We start from the raw sequence: 19323 nt of genomic DNA on the forward strand, positions 1-19323 counted from the left end.
CAACCGTACCCGAGGGAGGAGGGGGTTCAGTCGAGATCGATCCGCTCGGTCGGACCGTCGTCGCCCTCGTCACGGGGGTCCTTCGCGTTCCCGGCGGCATTTCCGGCATCGTGTGCGGTGGCGTTTCCTGCTGCGTTCCCGGCGGGTCCGCTCCCGCGTCCGGGGGCCGGTTCGTCGCGCGTCCAGCGGCGCTCGTGGCCCTCGACGGCCGAACGGTAGGCGGCGAGCAGCTCCGAGCCGGCCGCCGCGAGGTGGTCGAAGACCTCGGGATTGCGCTCGACGACGGGTTTGGCCGCGGTCTTCGCCTGGTTGACGAACTGCCGTACGGCGCCCTGCGCGGCGACGCCGAACAGCGGGTTGTTCAGCGCGGACACCTTGTCGGACACCTTGTCGGCGACGGCCTCGAAAAGCCTGAACAGCTCCTCGGCGGCGGTCCCGGTACCGGCGCCCGCGGAGGCGCCCTGCTCGGACCTGCGGCGCTCCCGCTCGGCGGCGAGGTCCTCGGCGCAGGCCTCGGCCCAGGCGTCGTCCCCGGAGGAGGGATCGGTGGGGCGGTCGGTGGCCTCGCTCATGGCGGACTCCTGCGGCGGCGGCGGGCGTGCGGGCGGTACGGATTCCTGACTGCTGCTCCCTACGACCGTACCCGAACGGCGGTACGCCCCCCAGGCCCGCGGGGCCCCCGGGCGGGACCGGCGGCTACGCCTTCGCGCCGCTCCGGGGCCACAGGTCCGGGTCCGGGGTGAAGCGGATGCGGAGCTCGCCATCGGCGAGGGCGGCGCCGGAGACGGTGCAGCGGCGCAGCGCGGCGGGCAGCGGAACGATCCTGCGGTACGGGCCCACCGTGAGCAGCAGCTCGTCCCCGCGCCGGACCAGCCCGAGCTCGCTCTTCTCCGCTCGGGGCAGCGGGACCCGCCAGTGCAGCACCCCGTCCTCGGCGATCCGGTCCTCGACGGTCCAGGCCGGGCGGGGCGCGGTCGCCGGGGCGGGGGCCGGGGCCAGCTCCGCCAGATCCTCGGGGCCGTGCGGGTCCCGGCCCAGGTGGGGTACGGGGAGCACCGGGATTCTGTCGTCCCCGGCCCACTGGGCGGCGTACTTCTCCTGCTGGGCGGCGAGCCCCGCCAGCCACGGGTCGGCGGAACCGGCGGGCAGCATCCGGTTCGCGACGAGCGCGGAGACGGGCAGCCGGTACAGGGCGAGCCCGAGCCCGCCCAGGCGCAGCGCGGCGTCGGCGGCCGGCCCCGGCTCCGCGACCAGCCGTACGGAGGTGGTGGGGGCCTCCAGGACGTCCTGTACGGCCGCCAGGTCCTCGTCCCAGCGGGCGGCGGCCTCGTACAGCCACTGCGCGGGCATCGGGACGCCGGCGAGCTGGGCCAGTACGGGGCGCAGGGCGCGGGCCGCCTGGCGCTCCGCGGGGAGCAGCCGGGCGAGGTAGCGGCGGAGCTGGGCGGGGAGGGCGAGGGTGGTGATCGCCTGGTGCAGCGGCGGCAGGTCCACCACCAGCAGGTCGGTGCCGGGCTCGTCCGCGGCCCGCCGCAGGGCGCGGAGCAGGGCGAACTGTTCGGCGCCGGGCAGTTCGGTGATCTCGTCGGCGTGCAGGGGGCGTGCGCCGAGCATCCCGAGCACCGCGGAGCCGCGCTCCTGGAGCGCGACGAGCTCGCGCCGGAACTCCTCGCCGGAGTCGACGCGGGCCACCCTGAGCGTGCCCTCCGCGCCCACGGGCGGGGCGGCGGGGCCGGCGGTGAGCAGGAGCACGCGGTGGCCCTGCCGGGCCGCGGCGAGTGCGGTGGCCGCCGCGACGGTGCTCCGGCCGGCGCCGCCGGGGCCGGTGACGAGAAGGGTGTGCATGCTGCTCCTAGCTCCGCGTGCGCCGGGCCCATTCCCCACCGAACCCCGACCGACCCCGCCAGCCTGCCACGCCCCGACACCCCACCCGTCCGGGGCCCAGGCCCTGGCCCCGTTCCCGGCCTTGGCCCTGGCCCCGTTCCCGGAGCCTCCGTCCTGGTCCTGCGGCGGGCGCCGGGCCGATAGATGCGCGGCCTGGCTGCGGGGTGCCGCTGCGCGGGGCGGAGTTCCCCTACCCACCCTTCCACCGTTCCCCGGGCTCCGCCCGGACCCGCGCCTCAAACGCCGGCGAGGCTGGGAGTGTCCCGAGGCTGGGTGGGTCCGCGAGCGTGACCGGACCCTGCGCCTCAAACGCCGGCGGGCCGAGTGTGCCCTCCGGGCTGTCCTGACCCCGCTGGGCCCGCGCCTCAAGCCCCGGCGGGGCTGGGGAATGGCCCGGGCTCTGCCCGGACCCCGGCCCTCCAGTGCCGGACGGGCTGACAGCGGGGTGCAGGGCTGCGCCCTGAGCCCTCCTGGGGCTCCGCCCCAGACCCCGCGCCTCAAACGCCGGCGAGGCTGGATGTGGCCGGCCGCACCTGAACCCTGGAGCAGGAGGATTTGGCAGCCTCGGCCCGCACCTGAACGCCGGAGGGGCTGGAAAATCCAGCCCCTCCGGCGTTTGAGGAGCGGGGGCCCGGGGGCCGGCCCCCGGCAACGGCGCCGCACCCGGCAACGGGTCCGGGGCGGAGCCCGGGAACGGGCGAAGGGCGGGTAGCTGGAAAATCCAGCCCCCCCCCCCGGCGTTTGAGGAGCGGGGGTCCGGGGGCTGGCCCCCGGCAACGGGGCCGCACCCGGCAAGGGTCCGGGCGCAGCCCGGGGAACGGGCGAAGGGCGGGTAGGGGACCTTGCCCCGCAGGGCCCACCCAGCCGCACCCGCCCACCGGACCCCCCGCCGGGACGGCCCTGGCAGCAGCCCCGACCGGCCACCGCCGGACGGAGTCCGGCGCAGCGGCGCGAAGCCGGTGAGGCCCGCCAGGGCCGAGCGGTGCGAGCGGAGCGTTAAGAAGGTGCGCGTCAGGAGGAGGCCGCGGGGTGGCTTTCCACGCGCTTCTTCAGGCCCGCCAGCGCGCGGTCGATGATGACCTTCTCCGCCTTGCGCTTGATCATGCCGAGCATCGGGATCTTGACGTCCACCGTGAGGGAGTAGGTCACCTCGGTGCTCGTACCGCCCGCGACGGCCGCCAGCTGGTAGGACCCGTCGAGCTGCCGCAGCATCTGGGACTTGTCCAGCGTCCAGCTGACCGTGTTCGGCGCCGGCCAGGTGTAGGCCAGCGTGTGGTCGTCCTTGATCGCGCCCGCGTCCAGCAGCAGCCGGACGAGCGAGGCCCGGCCGGCGTCGTCCGTGGCCAGTACCTCGGCCTCCTTCACCTCGCCGGTCCATTCCGGGTAGCGCGCGAAGTCGGCGATCACGGCCATGACGTCGGCCGGGGCCGCCTCGATCGTGATGCTCGAGCTGGTGTGTTCCGCCATCGCGGTCGCTCCTCCGGGGGGAGTTCGAGGAAGTGTGCGGACGGCCTGGGCCGCCGCGTGAAGGCTATCGCGCGTCATGACCTCACCACTCCAGGGCCCAGGGCCTTCCGGTGGCGGCGAAGTGCCCGACGTTCACGCACTCGGTGGCGCCGATGCGCATCCGCCGGGCGAGCGGCTGGTGGACGTGGCCGAAGAGGGCGTAGCGGGGCCGCATCCGGCGGATCGCGGCGAGGAGCGCGCCGCTGCCCCGTTCGAAGCGCCGGGCCACCGTGTCGTAGCAGAGCTCGGGCACCTCGGGCGGGATGTGCGAGCACAGGACGTCGACGTCGCCGAGCGCCTCCACCTTGGCCGCGTACTCCTCTTCGGGGACCTCGTAGGGCGTGCGCATCGGGGAGGGCAGGCCGCCGCCGACGAAGCCGAAGACCCGGCCGCCGATCTCGGCCCGCTGGCCGTCGAGCACGGTGAGGCCGGGGCCGGCGTACTCGGGCCAGAGCCCGGGGATGTCGACGTTGCCGTACGTGGCGTAGGTGGGCCGGGGGAAGGCGGCGAACATCTCGGCGTACTGGCGCCGGACCGCGCCCTCGACGAGGCGTTCCCGGTCCCGCCCGGCCCACAGGCCGCGGGCGAACTCCCGGGCCTCCTCGAACCGGCGGGCGGTGCGCAGCGCCACGATGTGGTCGGCGTTCTCGACGCCGAAGAGGTCGGGGAAGATGCCGCGCGAGTGGTCGGCGTAGTCGAGGAAGAGGACGAGGTCGCCGAGGCAGATCAGCGCGTCGGCGCCGTCCCCGGCCCGCGCCAGGGCTTCGGTGTTGCCGTGGACGTCGCTGACGACGTGGATCCGTGTCCGGTTCTTAGTGCCACCCATAGAGCCACCCATGCGGCCACCCTAGGCGCGCCGGGGCGTTGCGGGGAGGGAATCGGCTCAGGCGGCCGGACCTGCGGTTACTTCCGAGTCGCAAAGCGGGTCGACTAATGTCGGCAGGACACGGCCGCGACATGTGACGCAGGGAACATCTGGCCGGTTCCCTCTATCCGGAACCCCCTACCGGTGGGTAACGTCGCGTCGGTCCACATGGTGGCGATGGCGCCCAGAGGAGCAGCAGTCTTGCGCGAGTTCAGCCTTCCGGCCCTGTACGAGGTCCCGTCGGACGGGAACCTGACGGATCTCATCCGCCGCAACGCCGCTCAGCATCCCGACACCGCCGTCATGGCCCGCAAGGTCGGCGGCGCGTGGCAGGACGTCACCGCGACCGAGTTCCTCGCCGAGGTCCGCGCCGCGGCGAAGGGCCTGATCGCCGCCGGCATCCAGCCCGGTGACCGGGTCGCCCTGATCTCCCGCACCCGCTACGAGTGGGTGCTGATCGACTTCGCGATCTGGAGCGCGGGCGCCGTCACGGTCCCCGTGTACGAGACCAGCTCCCCCGAGCAGATCCAGTGGATCCTCGGCGACTCCGGCGCCGTCGCCGTCGTCGTGGAGTCCCCCGGGCACGCGGCGGCCGTGGCCGCCCTGCGCGACCGGCTGCCGGAGCTGCGCGAGGTCTGGGAGATCGAGCAGGGCGCGATGGAGACGCTGGCCGCGGCCGGCGCGGGGATCTCCGACGCCGAGCTGGACGCGCGCAGCGCGCTGGCGGGCGCCGACGACCCGGCCACCATCGTCTACACCTCCGGTACCACCGGCCGCCCCAAGGGCTGCGTGCTGACCCACCGCAGCTTCTTCGCCGAGGTCGGGAACATCGTGGCCCGGCTGCACCCGCTCTTCCGGACCGGCGAGTGCTCCGTGCTGCTCTTCCTGCCGGCCGCGCACGTGTTCGGCCGCCTGGTGGAGGTGGCGGCGGTACTGGCGCCGATCCGGCTGGGCTGCGTACCGGACATCAAGAACCTCACCGACGAGCTGCAGTCCTTCCGCCCCACGCTGATCCTCGGCGTGCCGCGCGTCTTCGAGAAGGTCTACAACTCGGCGCGCGCCAAGGCGCAGGCCGACGGCAAGGGCAAGATCTTCGACGCGGCGGCCGAGACGGCGATCGCGTACAGCCGCGCCCTGGACCTGCCGGGCGGGCCGTCCCTCAAGCTCCGACTGAAGCACAAGCTCTTCTCGAAGCTGGTCTACAGCAAGCTCCACACGGTGCTCGGCGGGCGCGGCGAGTACGCGATCTCCGGCGGGGCCCCGCTGGGCGAGCGGCTCGGCCACTTCTTCCGCGGCATCGGCTTCACGGTGCTGGAGGGCTACGGGCTGACCGAGTCCTGCGCGGCCACGGCCTTCAACCCGTGGGACAAGACGAAGATCGGTACGGTCGGCCAGCCGCTCCCCGGCTCCGTGGTGCGCATCGCCGACGACGGCGAGGTGCTCCTGCACGGCGAGCACATCTTCAAGGAGTACTGGAACAACCCGACGGCCACCGCCGACGCGCTGACCGACGGCTGGTTCCACACCGGCGACGTCGGCACGCTCGACGAGGACGGCTACCTGGCGATCACCGGGCGCAAGAAGGAGCTCATCGTCACGGCGGGCGGCAAGAACGTCGCCCCCGCGGTGATCGAGGACCGGATCCGGGCGCACGCGCTGGTCGCGGAGTGCATGGTGGTCGGTGACGCGCGGCCGTTCGTGGCCGCGCTGGTCACCCTCGACGAGGAGTTCCTGGGCCGGTGGGCCGCGGAGAACGGCAAGCCGGCCGGTTCCACGGCGGCCCAGCTGCGCGAGGACGCCGATCTGGTCGCCGCCGTCCAGAAGGCGGTGGACGACGGCAACGCGGCGGTTTCCAAGGCGGAATCGGTGCGGAAATTCCGCATTCTGCCCTCCCAGTTCACGGAGGAGTCCGGGCACATCACCCCTTCGCTGAAGCTGAAGCGGAATGTGGTGGCGAAGGACTTCGCGGACGAGATCGAAGCCCTCTACCGGGGCTAGCGCCGACTACCGGGGCTACCGGGACTACGGGGACTACCGGGCATCCTCGGCGAGCACCCGCGCCATGTTCCGTTCCGCGAGGGCGGTGACGGTCACGAAGGGGTTCACGCCGAGCGATCCGGGGATCAGCGAGCTGTCGGTGACGTAGAGGCCCTGATAGCCCTTGACCCGGCCGAAGTCGTCGGTCGCGTCCCCGAGGACGCAGCCGCCCAGCGGGTGGTAGGTGAAGTTGTCGGCGAAGTTCTTGTTGTCGCCGAACAGGTCGTAGCGGTAGATGGTGAAGTTGGCCCGGTTGATCCGGTCGAAGAGCCGCTTGGCGGCCTGGACGGACGGGGTGTTCTGGTCCCGGGTCCACTGGAGCTTCGCCGAGTCGCTGGCGGCGTCGTAGGTGAAGTGCCCGCGCTCCGGGTTCTTGGTGATGGCCAGGTACATCGAGATCCAGTGCTCGAACCCCATGGGGAGCGGGGCGATCTCGGCGAAGACCGGGTTCGAGGCGTTGTCCCAGTCGTCGATGCCGAGGGCGGGCATGGTGGCCTGGTTGGCGCCGACCGTGTCCCAGAGGTGGTTGGCGCGGGCGGTCATGACGTTGCCGTTGTGGCCCCAGCCGAGGCCGACCTTGTCGTTCAGGGCGGGCAGGGTGCCGGTTTCGCGGGCGCGCAGCAGGATCTCGGTGGTGCCGAGGCTGCCGGCGCCGAGGAAGAGCTGCTTGCAGCCCAGTTCACGGACCTGGGTGACGCGGCCGGTGAGGTCGCTGGTCTGCACGGTGAGCACGTACCCGCCGGCCGGGTCCTGCCGTACGCCGACCACCCGCTGCATGGTCTCGATGGTGACGTTCCCGGTGCCGAGGGCGGCGGCGAGGTAGGTCTTGTCGACGCTCTTCTTGCCGTGGTTGTTGCCGTAGATGACCTCTCCGGCGAGCGCGGACTTGGTGGCGGTCCCGGCGGCCTCGCGCTTCATGTACGCGAAGTCGTAGACGTTGGGGACGAAGGTGGTCTTCAGTCCGGTGTTCTGGGCGTGCTTGCGGGAGATCCGGGCGAAGCGGTACCACTCGGTGGACTCGAACCAGGCCGGGTCGATGTCGTTGACCCCGAGCATGGCGCGGGCCCGCGGGTAGTAGGTGCCGTACATCTCGTCGGCGTCCACCCGGGGCAGGATCTCGGTGAAGTACGAGCGCTTGGGCGTGGGCGCCATGCCGCCGTTGACCAGGGAGCCGCCGCCGACGCCGCGGCCCACGTACACCGACATGTCCCCGTAGTTCACCCGGTCCAGGACCCCGGGGTACGGGCTGATGTTGCGGTTGACCACGTCCAGCCAGAGGAACTGGGCGAGCGGGGCCTCGGTGCGGTTGCGGAACCACATCGAGCGCTGGTCGGGGGCGGAGGTGGAGGGGAAGATCTTCCCGTCGGCTCCGGGGGTGTCCCAGAGCCGGCCCATCTCCAGGACGACGGTCCGCACCCCGGCCTGCCCGAGGCGGAGCGCGGCGACGGCGGATCCGTAGCCGGAGCCGACGACGATGGCCGGGGCGTACGTGGCGGCCGCCGGCTCGGCGGCGGCGGCGGACTGCAGGCCGATCCGGGTGAAGCCGAGGGCCGCTGCGGTCTGCAGGGCGCCGAGACCGAGAACATGACGACGTGTCAGGTTTGGTGTCATGGCCGCATCATGAGCGGATTCCGCTCAACCGGCCATAACCCGCACAGACACGCTTCTGAGTAACAGTCAGACATGGCTCGACCGTAGGCGGGCCCCGCCCCGTCCCGCGGAGTTTGATCAACTCCGCCCGCGATCGGCTCCCCGGGCGCGATAATCCGCCCTCCGTACGGAAAAGGGATCCCCTGCGTACGGAGGGGGGATGCCGGGCGCCGGGCCCGGAACGTGCCCTACAGCAGCTCGCGCAGGCGCTCCGCCAGCAGGTCCCAGCGCCACTTCTCCTCGACCCAGGCGCGGCCCCGCTCGCCCATGCGGGCGCGCAGGGCCGGGTCCCCGAGCAGGGTGACGACCCGGTCCGCGGTCTCGGCCGGGGCGCCGCCGCGGACCACCCAGCCCGTCTCCCCGTCCAGTACGGCGTCCGGGGCGCCGCCGGAGTCGCCGGCGATCACCGGCAGGCCCGTGGCGGACGCCTCCAGGTAGACGATGCCCAGACCCTCCACGTCGAGCCCGCCGCGCCGGGTCCGGCAGGGCATCGCGAAGACGTCCCCGGCCCCGTAGTGGGCGGGCAGTTCGGACCACGGGACCGCGCCCGTGAACACGACGGACCCGGCGACCCCGGTCGAGGCGGCCAGGGCCCGCAGGTAGGCCTCGTACGGGCCGCCGCCGACGATCAGCAGGACGGCGTCCGGCAGGGCGGCCAGGATCCGCGGCATCGCCTCGATCAGGGTGTCCTGTCCCTTGCGGGGGACGAGCCGCGAGACGCAGACCACCACCGGCCGGTCCGTCAGGCCCAGCCGCGCCCGGACCTCCGCGCCGCCCGACGCCGGGTGGAAGGTCTTCTCGTCCACCCCCGGCGGGAGTTGCACCATCCGCGCGGCCGCCCGGTCCGTCAGGGCGGAGGCGATCCGCGAACGCGTGTACTCCCCCAGGTAGGTCATGGTGTCGGTGCCCTCGCCGATCCGCCTCAGCAGCTGCCGCGCCGCCGGCAGCTGCGCCCAGCCCGCCTCGTGCCCGTGCGTGGTCGCCACGATCCGGCGCGCGCCGGCCCGGCGCAGGGCGGGGCCCATCAGGCCCAGCGGGGCCGCCGCGCCGAACCACACCGACGAGCAGCCGTGTTCGCGCAGCAGGCCCACGGCCCGGCGGGTGACCCGCGGGGTCGGCAGCAGCATGGTCGTCCGGTCGCGGACCACCTGGAAGGGCTGCTCCGCGTCGAAGGCGGCGGTGGCGGCGCGGGCCTCGGCGGAGTGCTTCCAGGTGGAGGCGTAGACCACGACCCGGTCGGGGTCCAGGCGGAGCGCCATGTTGTGCAGGAAGGCCTGGATGCCCCCCTGCCGCGGCGGGAAGTCGTTGGTCACGATCAGCGTCTTGTCCATCGCCTGCCGACCCTACCGGAGGCCCGCGGCCGGGCCCCGCGGGCCCGGTGCCCCGGCGGGGCGGTGCCCTGCGGGGCTCTGACCGGCGTACGGGGCTGCGCGCGGGTGCGGCCGGGGCCGCGGGGAACCCGGGCTGCGCCGGAGGCCCCTGGGGCTCCGCCCCAGACCCCGCTCCTCAAACGCCGGAGGGGCTGGATTTGGCCGGCGTCAGTCCCCAAGTGCCGGCGAGGCCGGATCTGCCCGGGCCGGGCCGCACGGGCCGGCCGGATGCGATCCACGCCGAGCCGCTCGTGGCCCCCGGCGCGGGCCCCACCCGAAGCTCCCCGGCGGGGCAGGCCCGCCAGTGCCCGCCCGCCTAGCGGAACTCCCGCGCCAGGTCCTCTTTCCAAGCCCGGGTCAGCCCGCCCGGGTCCGTCCCCAGTGCGTCCTGCACCGCGGCAGGAAGGGAGTCCCGGCCCGCCCTCTCGTAGAGGGAGATCAGGGCCGCCTCGCCCCAGCGGCGGGCGATGAGGCGGCAGGCCAGCCAGGAGCCCTCGTAGGCCCGCGCCAGCGCGTCCGCGTCCCCGCCGAAGGCGAAGGCCCCGGCCCCGGGGAGGTCCGCCGGCAGGTCGCCCCGCCGCACCGCGCGGGCGAGGGACGGGGCGACTTCGGCCGGGGTGCGGTCGCTCTCGCGGTAGGCGGCCCAGTCCGCGAAGCCCTCGGAGAGCCAGAGCGGGGTACGGGACGTGGTCGCGGCCCGGGTCGCCACGTGGGTGGTCTCGTGGGTCAGGATCACCTGGCGGCCCTCCGCCGTGAGCTGCCCGTACCCCTCCGGGTTCACCACGACCCGGTCGGCGGGGGCGGGGCCCGCCCCGGTCCGCCCCGTGGTGACGGCGCCCAGGCCGCGGTACTCCTCCGCGGGCCGCCCCAGCAGCGCCGCCATCGCGTCGAGCGAGCCGGGCACCAGCACCACCACCCGGCCCGCCCATGGCCGCGGCCAGGCCGCGCTCGCCGCGGGCACGGCCTCGTCCGCCTCGGCGGCGATCGCGGAGAGGGAGGCCGAGTCCTGTCCGGCGCCGCCGAGCACCAGGGCGTGCGTCCCGCGCGCCACGGACACCGGGCCCTGGTCCCACAGCTGCGGCAGGGCTCCGGGGGCGGGCCGGTCGGCGGTCACCGCCCAGGAGCCGCCCTCGTGGGCGAGTTCCACCTCGCGTGCGGAGCCGGCCGGGGCGGCGTCGTAGCCGGTGAGCCGGTAGCGCAGCTCGGCGCGGACGAAGGCCCGTACGCCGTCCACGCGGACCGTGGTGACCTCGTACGACCATCCCTCCAGCGGGATCGCCGCGAGGGCCGCGGGCGGGGCCGCCGACCAGGCGGCGACGGCCCGCCGGACGTCCCGTTCGGCGGGTTCCGCAGAAGCCGAGGGCGCCCCGGTACCGGTACCGGCGGGAGACCCCGAACCGCACCCGGTGAGCGGCACCCCGAGCAGCAGCAGGCAGAGCAGCACCAGCGCCAGTGCGCGCGGGCGCCGGTACGGCGGACGGCCAGGGGGACGGCCAGGGACCGGGAGCATCACCCGATCGTACGCAGCGCGGTACTAGGGGCGGGTCACCGAGGAGACGGGCATCATCCCGACCGGGTCGTAGCGGACCCGGGCCCCCGGGTACGGGGCGTGCACCACCTGGCCGTTGCCCACGTACATGCCGACGTGGCTGGCGTCCGAGCGGTACGTCACCAGGTCCCCCGGGCGCGCCTCCGACAGCGGGACCCGCCGTCCGGCGTGCCGCTGCGCCTGCGAGGTGCGCGGCAGGGAGACGCCCGCCTGCCGGTACGACCACACCATGAGCCCGGAGCAGTCGAAGCCGGAGGGGCCGGTGGATCCCCAGACGTAGGGCCGCCCGACGGCGGACCGGGCCGCCATCACGGCGGTCATGGCGCGCCCGGACGAGGGCCCGGAGGCGGCGGCGTCGGGGAGCTCGGGCAGGGCGTCGGGGCGGCCGCCGGAGCGCGAGGCCCGGTCGAAGTCGGCGCGCTCCTGCGTGGGCATGGCGTTCAGCAGCCGGCGGGCGGCGGCCAGTTTGGCGGTGACGGCCCGCTTCTCCTTCGCCACCTCCGAGCGCAGGGCGTCGAGTTCGGAGAGCTTGCGGGAGGCTTCCTGGCGTTCCTGGCCGAGGCGGCGCTGTTCGGAGCGCAGTTCGTCGAGCTGCCGGGCCTGCCGGCCGGACAGCCGGTCGAGGGCGGCGGCCTTGGCGAGGTAGTCGTCCGGGTCGTCGGAGAGCATCAGCTCGACGGCCGGGTCGATGCCGCCGGCCCGGTACTGGGCTCCGGCGTAGGCGCCGAGCACCCCGCGCATGGTGTTGATGCGGTCCTGCCCGCGGGCCACCGCGTCCTGGACGCGGGCGACTTCGGCGCGGAGCCGGCCGGCGCGCTCGCCCGCCTGGTTGAAGCGTTCGGTGGCCTGCTCGGCCTCTTCGAAGAGCTGGTCGACCTGGGCGCGGGAGCCGGCGGCGGGCTCCTGTGGGAGGCCGGGGGCCGCGCCGGCGGGTGCGGCCGACATGAGGGCCGCTGCTCCCGCCGCGGCGGCGGTGAGGACGGTGACCTTGGTGTTCCGGTCGAGGGCGCTGGGCCCGGACCGGCGATGGGACGCCACGTGAAACCGCTCCCTCCTGCTGGGCGGGACCCGGGTCCGCCCTCCGTGGACGGCCGTGTGCCGGGGTTCCGCGCTGGCAGACAGTAGCCGCGCGGGAGGGCACCGGCCAACGACCTCCGGCGGGCACGCACAGTGACGCCCCGTCGGAGACGCAGGTCACCGGCGGGGCGTGTGGTCAGAGCGGGGCCTCGGAATTCGCCCGGATGGGCGGTGTGCGGCGCGTCCTGACGGGACGCGGAGCCAGGCGGGCGGGGCCCGCCCGGAGGGAGCGGACAGCGGACCCGGGGCACGCGGCCCGGGGGACGCACGCCCGGGGCGTCAGCCGATGCGGACGCCGAACTGGAACGGCATGTTGTTGATGGATTCGTACTTGACGCCGCCGCGCGGGTTCGAGGCGTGCAGCACCATGTTGTTGCCGGCGTACAGGCCGATGTGGTGCAGGTCGCCGTAGAAGAGCACCAGGTCGCCGGGCTGGAGCTGGCTCTTGCCGATCCGGGTGCCGTCGTTGGCCTGGGTGTACGTGACGCGGGATATGTTCACGCCGGCCTGCTTGTACGCCCACTGGGTCAGACCCGAGCAGTCGAACGAGTTGGGGCCTTCGTGCCCGGAGATGTACGCGCTGCCGATCTTGGTCTGGGCGGCCGCGAGAGCGGCACCGGCCCGGCCGGAGGGCTTGACGTTGCCCAGGTCGGGGGCGCGGCCGTCGGCGCCGCGGCTGGCCCGGGAGTCCTCTTCCTTGATCTGCGACCGTTCCTGGGCGGTCAGCGAGTTGAGGAGGGCCTGGGCCTCGGCGAGCTTGTCCGAGGAAACCTTCTTCTTCTCGCCGAGCTCCTTGCGGGTGGCGTCGAGGTCGGTGAGCTTGCCCGCGGCCTCCTGGCGCTGCTGCGCGAGGGTGCGCTGCTTGGCCTGGATCTTCTGGACCGCTTCGACCTGCTGACCGCTCAGCTGCTCCAGGGTGGAGGCCTTGTCGAGGTAGCTGTCCGGGTCGGCCGAGAGGAAGAGCGCGAGGGACTGGTCGATGCCGCCGCTGCGGTACTGGGCGCTGGCCATCGAACCGAGGGTGCCGCGCAGCGCGTTGAGGTCCTCCTGGCCGCGGGCGACCTGGTCCTGGAGCTGCCCGATCTCGGTTTCGAGCTTGTCCTGGCGCTCCTTGGCCCCGTTGAACTTCTCGGTGGCCTGCTCCGCCTCTTCGTAGAGGGCGTCGACCTTGGCCTTGACCTCGTCCTTGCTGGGCTTGGCGGGGGCGGCGTTGGCGGCCTGCCCCGAGAGGACCACGGCGGCTGCCGCGGTGACGCCGAGCACGGTCGTGCGCATGCGGGTCGGCTGCTTGGGTCGACGGTGGGACGCCACGAAGGCGAGCTCCTTCTTCCTAGAGCCGCCGAAGAACGCAAGCTCGGCGACACCTTCGCTGTCACCCCGAATGAGTGAACTACCGCACGAAGGTTTGACTGACCCTAGTGACCCTTCTGTGATCAGTTCAAATCCTGTCGGGAAAAAACTCGCCGTCCGACCAGGTTCTTTACCTACAGCGCACGCTCCGTGTCGGCGACTTGACGGTCCGTTCCTGCGGGGCCCTGCCAATTCCGGCATTGGGCCCAGCAGTTACGAAACGCGCGAAAGCCGCTTCAGCAACAAGGCGGACGCGACCGGCCGCGCGCCGGCCTTGGCCACCCCGTCGGCGACCTCCCGGTCGGTGGAGACCACGACCACGGGACGGCCCGACGGTTCGGCGCGCACCAGCTGACGGATCAGCTCGTCCGCCGTCACCCCGGCCTTGGAGAACAGCACCCGCACCCCGCGCGGCGGCGCGAGCAGCACGGGGGCCGCCAGCTCCGCCCCGTCGAAGACGCAGGTCATCTCGGCGCCCGTCTGCGCGGCGAGCATCGACAGCCCGCCCAGCAGCCGCAGCCGCTGCTTCTCCAGCGGCATGGTCGGGTAGCCGGTCTTGGTGACGTTGTAGCCGTCGACCACCAGGTGGGCCTGGGGCAGCGCCAGCAACTGGTCCAGCAGCGCCGGGTCGGTCTCCGACAGGGCGCGCGCCGCGATGTCCTTCGGGGTCATCCGGCCCGGCTCCACCGCTTCCACCGTGTCGGCGGGCCGGGTGGAGACCGGCGGCAGCGCGAGCTCCCGGCGCAGTCCCGCGGCCGCGTCCAGGACGGTGTCCAGCAGCAGCCGCAGCCGCATGTCCTCGATGCTGCGCCCCTCGCGGGTGGCCCGGCGCGAGGTCTCCAGTGCCGATTCCACCTCCGCGAGGCGGGACTTGAGCCGCCGGGTCTCGCTCTCCGCGGAGGTCACCTGGGCGGCCGCCTCGGCGCGGATGCCGTCGACCTCCGCGTTGATCTTGCGCAGGGCCGCGTCGCCGCGCTTGACGTCGCTCAGGGCGCTGCGCAGCTTGCGCTGAAGCGATTCCGCTTCCTTGCGCGCCGCTTCCAGCTCGGCCCGCACGGTGTCGGCACCCGTGCGCTGGAGTTCCCGTACGTGGGCCAGCTCCTCGCGGAGCCGCTCCATCTCGCGGCGGGCCTCCTCGTCGACCCGCTCGGCGTCGGCGCGCTGCGCCTCCTCGCCCGCGGCGGCGACCAGCTTGACCCAGCCGGCCGGCCGCAGCACGTAGGCGGCGGCCGCCACGTCCAGCGGATCGGCGGCGGCGGGCGGGGAGCCCGAATCCAGCGCGGAGGCCAGGTCGGCCTGCGCCTCGCGGAGCTTCTCGGCGACCCGGCCCCGGAAGACGGGGTCGCTCTCCACGGCCGTGGCCATGGCGTTGCCCGCGAACTTGGCCCGCCTGCTCGGGGTGAAACGGGCGTACTGGCGCAACTGCGCCGGGAGGTCCGCGACCGTCAGCCCGCCGAAGGCGTCGGAGACGAGTGCGACGACCCGGCGCCGCACGCCTTCCGGCAGCGGGCGGTCGAGCACCTCGGCGGCGTCACCGGCCGACTCGGCCGGCTCAGCGCCGCTTGCTGGCTCCACAATCCGTCACCCCTACCGTCATTCACCTGCGGGCGGGGCTCCTTCAGGAGTCCGCGCCCGGCCTGTCCACGAGCTCGATCTGGTCCACCGCGTTGCACCAGCGGCAGCGCACCGACTCGATGGTCTCATTGACCACCTCGCGCTCCTCGACCTTGGGCTCCCCGGCGAGGTCCAGGTGGACGTACTCCACGACCTTCGACGAACGGGTGACGTCGAAGCGCGTGAGGTTGCCGCACAGGGTGCAGCGCCACCGGGTGGTGTCGGTCGGCAGGGGAACCGTCATCAGGCCGCTCTCTCCTTCTATCGCTCACATGGCGCAAGCGCTGCACCCTCCCGTGTCGTCCGGGCGTGCGCGCGTGCGTGCGTAGCTCGTAACCCTACGGCCTGCCGCACCCGCTGGTGGGCCCGGCTGGGTCATGCTCGGTCGCATGATCGTAAGGTGGCAGGCCGTACGCGAGGCCGCCCGGGGCCCGGTGGTCACCCACGCGCTGATCGCCGGCTGCTGCGTGGTGTTCGTGCTGAGCCCGGCGTCGGGGCTGAACCCGGTCTACGGGGCGGGCGATCAGCTGCTCGCCAACGGGACGGCGTACTTCCGGCGCTGGGGCGTGGTCCCGGACGAGCTGTTCACCGGCTCGGGCCGCGCGGCGCTCACCCCGCTCACGGCCCTGTTCGTGCACGGGAGCTGGCTGCACCTGCTGGGCAACATGCTGTTCCTCTACGTCTTCGGGGCGATGACGGAGCGGCGCATGGGCCGGGCCGGGTTCCTCTGCTTCTACGTCTGCACGGGCTACCTGGCCCTGGCGGCGTACGCGGCCGCCTACGCCTCCTCGGACCAGACCCTGGTCGGGGCCTCCGGGGCGATCTCCGCGGTCCTGGGCGCCTTCCTGTACCTCTTCCCCAGGGCACGGGTGACGAGCCTGTTCCCGTTCCTGTTCTTCGTGCCGCTGCGCTTCCCGGCGTGGATCGTGCTGATCTTCTGGTTCGGCCTCCAGTGGCTTGCGGCCCACCGCGCGGCGAGCGGCCCCGGGGTCGCCTATCTGGCGCACGTCGTGGGCTTCTCGGCGGGCTTCCTCTACGCATGGGCCCGCTACCGGCGTGGGACTAGAGTGGGTCGACCAGTGACTGCCGTCGAGGGAGACAGCCAACCGTGATCACCGCACTCGTGCTCATCAAGACCAGCGTGGACCGGATCCCCGAGATCGCCGAGGCCATCGCCGCGCTGGACAGCGTCAGCGAGGTCTACTCGGTCACGGGTACCTACGACCTCATCGCGCTGGTCCGGGTGTCCCGGCACGAGGACCTGGCCGACATCATCCCCGGCCGCATCAGCAAGATCCCGGGCGTCGAGGCCACGGACACCCACGTGGCCTTCCGCACGTACTCCCAGCACGACCTGGAAGCCGCCTTCGCGATCGGCCTGGACGCGTAGGGCCGTCCGACCATCCGGCCGTCCGGCGCCCGCGGGCTGTCAGACGGCCGGGACGCAGCGGCCCTCTTCGGTGCGGTACTGCCACTTGGCGCCGTCCGCGACGAGCTCCTTGACGGCGCGGACGAAGCGGTCCACGTGCTCGTCGGGGGTGCCGGCGCCGAAGCTGACGCGGATCGCGTTCAGGGACCGCTCCCCCGGGGCCGCCTCCGGGGCTCCGCACTCGCCCTGGGCCTGCGGCTCGCTGCCGAGGAGGGTGCGGACCAGCGGGTGGGCGCAGAACAGGCCGTCGCGGACGCCGATGCCGTACTCGGCGGAGAGCGCGGCCGCGAAGTGCGAGCTGTTCCAGCCGTCGACGACGAAGGAGATGACGCCCACCCGCGGGGCGTCGTCACCGAAGAGGGACAGGACGCGGACCGCCGGAACCTCGGCGAGGCCTTCGCGGACCTTGCCGATGAGGTACTGCTCGCGGGCGACGAGGTTCTCGAAGCCCGCCTCGTTCAGCGCCTTGCAGGCGGAGGCGATGGAGTAGACGCCGATGACGTTCGGGGAGCCGGCCTCGTGGCGGGCCGCGGTGGTGTGCCACTCGACGTCCACGCCGCCGTCCTCGCGGCGGGCGACCTTGCGGGAGGCTCCGCCACCGGCCAGGTACGGCTCGGCCTCCTGGAGCCAGTCCGCGCGGCCGGCGAGCACGCCCGAGCCGAAGGGCGCGTAGAGCTTGTGGCCGGAGAAGGCGACCCAGTCCACGTCGAGGTCCTGGACCGAGACGGGGTGGTGCGGGGCCAGCTGGGCGGCGTCGAGGACGATCCGGGCACCGTGGGCGTGCGCGGCGGCGGCGAGCTCCTTGACGGGCCACAGCTCGCCGGTGACGTTGGAGGCTCCGGTGACGCAGACCAGCGCGGGGCCGTACGGGTCGCGGTCGGCCAGGGCGCGCTCCAGGGTGGCGACGGCCTCGGCCGGGGTGCGGGGGGCGTTGAGGTAGCTGACCTGCGCGTTCGTCCACGGGAGCAGCGAGGCGTGGTGCTCGGTCTCGAAGACGAAGACCTGGCAGTCGGCCGGGAGCACCGCGGCGAGCAGGTTGAGGGAGTCGGTGGTGGACCGGGTGAAGATCACCTGGTCGGAGGGCCGGCAGTCGAGGAACTCGGCGACCGTGACGCGGCTCTGCTCGAACAGGTCGGTGGAGAGCTGCGAGAGGTACCCGGCGCCGCGGTGGACGCTGCCGTAGTACGGGGCGTACGCGGCCACGTCGTCCCAGACCCGCTGGAGCGCCGGGGCGCTGGCCGCGTAGTCGAGGGCGGCGTAGGTGACCTCGCCACCGGTGACGAGCGGCACGGTGACGTCCCGGCCCAGGACCGGCAGCGGCTCGGCACAGGCGGGGTCGACGGTGACGGCGGTGACGGTGGCGGTGGTGTTCAGGGTTGCGGACATGGCGGTATCTCCCGGCAGGCAGGTGTGAATGGCTTCGGTGGGCCCGTCCGCCGGCACGGACACGGCGCTGCCGCCGTGCAGGGTACGGGAGTGCCCCGGAGTCGAGGTCGGCCGGCGTCGGCAGCGGTGCTGCGGGTACGCGGAAGTGACCCTGTTCCGAGGGGTGAAGAAGGGGCGGATTCGCCCTATCGCATTCGCTTGCTCACGGAAAACGCTCCTCAGAAGACCAGGACCCCTGGTGTTCGAGGGATCCGCGCTTGCCGTAGACCTCACTGCCTACGACCTGGTCATCACCCGGGGCACCCCGCCACGGAAGGAGGGTTGCCGGACAGCAAGCCGGGGCCTAAACGCTGTCACTCGTGACCTGGAAAGCATCCTGCCACACGATCTTGCGAACGCAAGACCCCGGTCCACATGGCGGACCGGGGTCGTTGCGGGATCTTGGCCGGATCCCATGGGAGCAGGGGTTGCTACGCGTTGCTCGCCGCCACCCAGCGGGCCAGCGCCTCCCGGGCCGCGCCCGAGTCCACTGACTCCGCCGCCCGTACGACGCCGGCCGCGAGTTGCTCCTCCAGGGTGCCGGTGCCCGGGTCCAGCGCGACCAGGGCCGCCGCCGAGTTCAGGAGCACCGCGTCGCGCACCGGGCCGGTCTCGCCGGCCAGCAGGCGCCGGGCCACGTCCGCGTTGTACGAGGCGTCCGCGCCGCCGAGCGCGGAGACGTCCACCAGCGGGATGCCGATGTCGCGCGGGTCGAAGGACTGCTCCGCGACCTTGCCGTCGCGGACCCACCAGACCCGGGAGGTCGCCGTGGTGGTGAGCTCGTCGAGCCCGTCGTCACCGCGGAAGACCAGCGCCGAGGAGCCCCGCTCCGCCAGGACGCCCGCGACGATCGGGGCGACCCGCGCGTCGGCCACGCCGGTGGCCTGTGCCCGGACCCGCGCCGGGTTGGTGAGCGGGCCGAGGAAGTTGAAGGTGGTCCGGATGCCGAGCTCCCGGCGGGCCGCCGCCACGTGCCGCAGCGCGGGGTGGAACTTCACGGCGAAGCAGAAGGTGATCCCGGCTTCCTCGGCCACCTCCACGACCCGTGCGGGGGTGAGGTCGAGGTTGACGCCCAGCTTCTCCAGGACGTCCGAGGAGCCGCTCGCGGAGGACGCGGCCCGGTTGCCGTGCTTGACCACCTTGGCGCCCGTACCGGCCACGACGACGGCCGACATCGTGGAGATGTTCACCGTCTTGGCCCCGTCGCCGCCGGTGCCGACGATGTCGACCGTCCGGCCCGGCACCTCGATCAGGTTGGCGTGTTCGTACATGGCGCGGACCAGGCCGTTGATCTCGGCCACGGTCTCCCCCTTGGCCCGCAGGGCGACGGCGAAGCCGGCGATCTGGGCGTCGGTGGCCTCCCCGCGCATGATCCGGTCCATGGCCCAGGCCGTGTCGTCGGCGCCGAGGTCACGGCCGGTCAGCAGGGCGTCCAGAAGGCCCGGCCAGCCGCGGGCCGCCACGCTGTCGCCGCCTGCCGGGGTCACCAGGTTCATGGTCCGCTCCTGCTGCTCATCGAGGATTCCACGTCGAAAGGGAAGGGGATCAGCCTATCCAGCCCCGGGGA

Annotated in this window: 16 protein-coding genes and 1 riboswitch; of the genes, 3 read left to right on the forward strand and 13 right to left on the reverse strand. The window is 73.5% G+C overall.

The genetic code is table 11. From position 1 onward, the window contains the following. Nucleotides 1–26: 26 nt before the first annotated feature. From ACIA8F_RS30095 to ACIA8F_RS30110, 4 genes are all read right to left on the reverse strand, one after another. Nucleotides 27–572: a DUF5304 domain-containing protein gene (locus tag ACIA8F_RS30095; RefSeq protein ID WP_399383476.1), complete on the reverse strand. Its 546-nt coding sequence runs from the start codon at nucleotides 570–572 to the stop codon at nucleotides 27–29. A gap of 124 nt (nucleotides 573–696) precedes the next feature. Then, on the reverse strand, nucleotides 697–1845 hold the full coding sequence (locus ACIA8F_RS30100; RefSeq protein WP_399383478.1) for an ArsA family ATPase: 1149 nt from the start codon (nucleotides 1843–1845) through the stop codon (nucleotides 697–699). A gap of 1050 nt (nucleotides 1846–2895) precedes the next feature. Beyond that, nucleotides 2896–3351, reverse strand: a complete 456-nt coding sequence (locus ACIA8F_RS30105; RefSeq protein ID WP_399383479.1) for an SRPBCC family protein — start codon at nucleotides 3349–3351, stop codon at nucleotides 2896–2898. A gap of 82 nt (nucleotides 3352–3433) precedes the next feature. Beyond that, nucleotides 3434–4216, reverse strand: a complete 783-nt coding sequence (locus tag ACIA8F_RS30110; RefSeq protein WP_399383480.1) for a metallophosphoesterase — start codon at nucleotides 4214–4216, stop codon at nucleotides 3434–3436. A 240-nt stretch (nucleotides 4217–4456) separates the two neighbouring features. On the opposite strand from ACIA8F_RS30110, the gene ACIA8F_RS30115 reads away from it, so the two are divergent. Next, a complete protein-coding gene (locus tag ACIA8F_RS30115; protein ID WP_399383482.1) occupies nucleotides 4457–6253 on the forward strand; it encodes an AMP-dependent synthetase/ligase in 1797 nt (598 codons plus the stop codon). 33 nt (nucleotides 6254–6286) lie between these two features. On the opposite strand, the gene ACIA8F_RS30120 is transcribed toward ACIA8F_RS30115, so the two are convergent. The 7 genes from ACIA8F_RS30120 to ACIA8F_RS30150 all read right to left on the reverse strand — a co-directional run bounded on the left by ACIA8F_RS30120 (nucleotide 6287) and on the right by ACIA8F_RS30150 (nucleotide 15146). Next, nucleotides 6287–7903 (reverse strand): GMC oxidoreductase, encoded by a 1617-nt coding sequence (locus tag ACIA8F_RS30120; protein ID WP_399383483.1) that lies wholly within the window; start codon nucleotides 7901–7903, stop codon nucleotides 6287–6289. 227 nt (nucleotides 7904–8130) lie between these two features. Further along, on the reverse strand, nucleotides 8131–9273 hold the full coding sequence (locus ACIA8F_RS30125; RefSeq protein ID WP_399383485.1) for a glycosyltransferase family 4 protein: 1143 nt from the start codon (nucleotides 9271–9273) through the stop codon (nucleotides 8131–8133). A 355-nt stretch (nucleotides 9274–9628) separates the two neighbouring features. Further along, on the reverse strand, nucleotides 9629–10822 hold the full coding sequence (locus ACIA8F_RS30130) for a hypothetical protein (RefSeq protein WP_399383486.1): 1194 nt from the start codon (nucleotides 10820–10822) through the stop codon (nucleotides 9629–9631). A 24-nt stretch (nucleotides 10823–10846) separates the two neighbouring features. Continuing rightward, nucleotides 10847–11899 (reverse strand): NlpC/P60 family protein, encoded by a 1053-nt coding sequence (locus ACIA8F_RS30135; RefSeq protein ID WP_399383487.1) that lies wholly within the window; start codon nucleotides 11897–11899, stop codon nucleotides 10847–10849. 318 nt (nucleotides 11900–12217) lie between these two features. Then, nucleotides 12218–13249 (reverse strand): NlpC/P60 family protein, encoded by a 1032-nt coding sequence (locus ACIA8F_RS30140; protein ID WP_399383488.1) that lies wholly within the window; start codon nucleotides 13247–13249, stop codon nucleotides 12218–12220. A 252-nt stretch (nucleotides 13250–13501) separates the two neighbouring features. Continuing rightward, the gene (locus ACIA8F_RS30145) at nucleotides 13502–14866 is read right to left on the reverse strand and encodes an NYN domain-containing protein (RefSeq protein ID WP_399383583.1); all 1365 of its coding nucleotides are present in this window, start codon (nucleotides 14864–14866) and stop codon (nucleotides 13502–13504) included. Between the two features lie 40 nt (nucleotides 14867–14906). Then, a complete protein-coding gene (locus ACIA8F_RS30150) occupies nucleotides 14907–15146 on the reverse strand; it encodes a hypothetical protein (RefSeq protein WP_008738811.1) in 240 nt (79 codons plus the stop codon). 133 nt (nucleotides 15147–15279) lie between these two features. Between ACIA8F_RS30150 and ACIA8F_RS30155 the strand changes: the two genes are divergently transcribed. Further along, the gene (locus tag ACIA8F_RS30155; RefSeq protein ID WP_399383489.1) at nucleotides 15280–16014 is read left to right on the forward strand and encodes a rhomboid family intramembrane serine protease; all 735 of its coding nucleotides are present in this window, start codon (nucleotides 15280–15282) and stop codon (nucleotides 16012–16014) included. Further along, nucleotides 16011–16292: an Lrp/AsnC family transcriptional regulator gene (locus tag ACIA8F_RS30160; protein WP_243330042.1), complete on the forward strand. Its 282-nt coding sequence runs from the start codon at nucleotides 16011–16013 to the stop codon at nucleotides 16290–16292. Before ACIA8F_RS30155 ends, ACIA8F_RS30160 begins: the two co-directional genes overlap by 4 nt. A 39-nt stretch (nucleotides 16293–16331) precedes the next feature. Here ACIA8F_RS30160 and ACIA8F_RS30165 read toward each other — a convergent pair whose 3' ends face one another. Continuing rightward, a complete protein-coding gene (locus ACIA8F_RS30165; protein WP_399383491.1) occupies nucleotides 16332–17717 on the reverse strand; it encodes an aminotransferase class V-fold PLP-dependent enzyme in 1386 nt (461 codons plus the stop codon). Nucleotides 17718–17965: 248 nt separating this feature from the next. Continuing rightward, nucleotides 17966–18082, reverse strand: a riboswitch (SAM riboswitch). 105 nt (nucleotides 18083–18187) lie between these two features. Further along, on the reverse strand, nucleotides 18188–19252 hold the full coding sequence (gene trpD, locus ACIA8F_RS30170) for an anthranilate phosphoribosyltransferase (protein ID WP_399383493.1): 1065 nt from the start codon (nucleotides 19250–19252) through the stop codon (nucleotides 18188–18190). Between the last annotated feature and the right edge of the window lie 71 nt (nucleotides 19253–19323).

Source organism: Streptomyces sp. NPDC051563, from assembly GCF_044454225.1.
Classification (GTDB): Bacteria; Actinomycetota; Actinomycetes; order Streptomycetales; family Streptomycetaceae; genus Streptomyces.

Bases quoted from the DNA above. Each gene is read 5' to 3' on its own strand.
- ACIA8F_RS30125 (WP_399383485.1), bottom strand. From the start codon at position 9,273: ATGGACAAGACGCTGATCGTGACCAACGACTTCCCGCCGCGGCAGGGG.
- ACIA8F_RS30150 (WP_008738811.1), bottom strand. From the start codon at position 15,146: ATGACGGTTCCCCTGCCGACCGACACCACCCGGTGGCGCTGCACCCTG.
- ACIA8F_RS30155 (WP_399383489.1), top strand. From the start codon at position 15,280: ATGCTCGGTCGCATGATCGTAAGGTGGCAGGCCGTACGCGAGGCCGCC.
- ACIA8F_RS30120 (WP_399383483.1), bottom strand. From the start codon at position 7,903: ATGACACCAAACCTGACACGTCGTCATGTTCTCGGTCTCGGCGCCCTG.
- ACIA8F_RS30110 (WP_399383480.1), bottom strand. From the start codon at position 4,216: ATGGGTGGCACTAAGAACCGGACACGGATCCACGTCGTCAGCGACGTC.
- ACIA8F_RS30105 (WP_399383479.1), bottom strand. From the start codon at position 3,351: ATGGCGGAACACACCAGCTCGAGCATCACGATCGAGGCGGCCCCGGCC.
- ACIA8F_RS30095 (WP_399383476.1), bottom strand. From the start codon at position 572: ATGAGCGAGGCCACCGACCGCCCCACCGATCCCTCCTCCGGGGACGAC.
- trpD (WP_399383493.1), bottom strand. From the start codon at position 19,252: ATGAACCTGGTGACCCCGGCAGGCGGCGACAGCGTGGCGGCCCGCGGC.
- ACIA8F_RS30130 (WP_399383486.1), bottom strand. From the start codon at position 10,822: ATGCTCCCGGTCCCTGGCCGTCCCCCTGGCCGTCCGCCGTACCGGCGC.
- ACIA8F_RS30165 (WP_399383491.1), bottom strand. From the start codon at position 17,717: ATGTCCGCAACCCTGAACACCACCGCCACCGTCACCGCCGTCACCGTC.
- ACIA8F_RS30100 (WP_399383478.1), bottom strand. From the start codon at position 1,845: ATGCACACCCTTCTCGTCACCGGCCCCGGCGGCGCCGGCCGGAGCACC.